This is a genomic window from Peribacillus sp. NPDC058002, from assembly GCF_042886655.1.
GTDB classification, from domain to species: domain Bacteria; phylum Bacillota; class Bacilli; order Bacillales; family DSM-1321; genus Peribacillus; species Peribacillus aracenensis.
The window spans coordinates 1-1,512 of the sequence record NZ_JBHVQU010000486.1; the positions used below are offsets into that span (position 1 = coordinate 1).

1 protein-coding gene is annotated in these 1,512 nt (G+C 42.4%); it reads right to left on the reverse strand.

Annotated elements, in window-relative coordinates; genetic code table 11:
* Positions 1-166: 166 nt before the first annotated feature.
* Positions 167-1,471 carry an NCS2 family permease gene (locus tag ACFVSH_RS26535; protein ID WP_387708803.1) on the reverse strand — a complete coding sequence of 435 codons (1,305 nt, stop codon included), beginning with the start codon at positions 1,469-1,471 and terminating at the stop codon, positions 167-169.
* Positions 1,472-1,512: the final 41 nt, after the last annotated feature.

A 1,512-nucleotide genomic window follows, 5' to 3' on the forward strand; every position in this document is an offset into this window, starting at 1 on the left:
GCTCTAATATGCTGCTTGTCATATATCAATTTTTTAATATTCTATATCATAGCATTTTCAAGCTGGATGTGTCATCGCGTAAATCACATTATATCCATTTTTTCCGACGAAAAAATAAGAAGAGCGGTTGGAATAAGAATTAACTCATTCCAACCGCTCTATTGGATTATTTACCGATCATACCAATGATGAAATAGACGATAAACATTCCGGCACTCACATACATCGGGGCTGACACTTCTTTCGCTTTTCCGGTTACCAGCTTCAAGAACGGGTACAGGATGAAACCGAATGCCATTCCATCGGCAATGCTGTAAGTGAAAGGAATGATCGTGATGATCATGATTGCAGGTATGCTCTCGGTTAAATCGCTGAAATCCAGCTCTTTTATATTTCCGAGCATCAAGATGCCAATGATAATTAAGATGGGGGCAATGGCGCTATCAGGGATTACTTTAATCACCGGTATAAATAGAAGTGATAGAATGAACAGCACGCCCGTCACCACGGAAGTAAAACCAGTTCTGCCTCCTGATGCGATTCCAGCTGCCGTTTCAACTGTAGCAACGGTAGGACTCGAACCGAATATACCTGAAAACAGAACGGACACACTTGTCGCCTGCAGCGACTTTTTATAGGCATCCTGGCGGTTTATGCTATCTACATGCCCGTGTACAAGACCAATATTTTCAAAAACAAGAACCATCGTCATTGCAAATACACTTATCCAGAATTCTATCCGGTTCGCTTCCAAGAACGATAATGAAAAGAATAGATCGCCGTAGGAAGCTGTGTCAATGCCTGAAAAATGAATTTTTGAAAGTTGAACTGTCCCGAACCAATAAGCAATGAGGCTGCCTGCCAGGATGGTAATCATGAAATTACCGGGGACATTCTTGATGAACAGAGTAATTGCCAGCAAAAAGGTCAACACCGTTGCACACACCGCTGGATCGCTTAAATCTCCCAGTGCGACGATAGATGATGAACCTCTCGTGATTATCCCGCCCTTCTCGAGACCGATTAGCATCAAGAATAAGCCAAGACCGACAGATATGGCTTCTTTTATCGACCTTGGAATCGAATCACTGATTAACTTAGAGTATTTTGTAAAAGCGATGACTACAAAAATAACCCCTGAGATAAATACAGCACCCAATGCCGATTGCCAAGATAGACCCATTCCTTGGACCATGGTATAAGCAAATAGGGCATTTACGCCCATTCCTGGAACGAGGAGGATTGGGACATTCGCCCAAAGTCCTATCATGACACAGCTTAAAGCCGATAAAAGAATCGTCGCAATCACTGCACCATTAATCGGAATGCCCGCTTCCGATAAAATCAGGGAATTCACGATGAGAATATAGACTATTGTAAAATAGCCGACCACTCCAGCAAGGATTTCACGCTTCCCATTCGTTCCATAGTCGGAAAAATGAAAAAACGTCTCCAAGTTTAATTTCTTCATGTTGTATCCTTATTAAATTTGTCCCTCGCCCACCCGTTTGT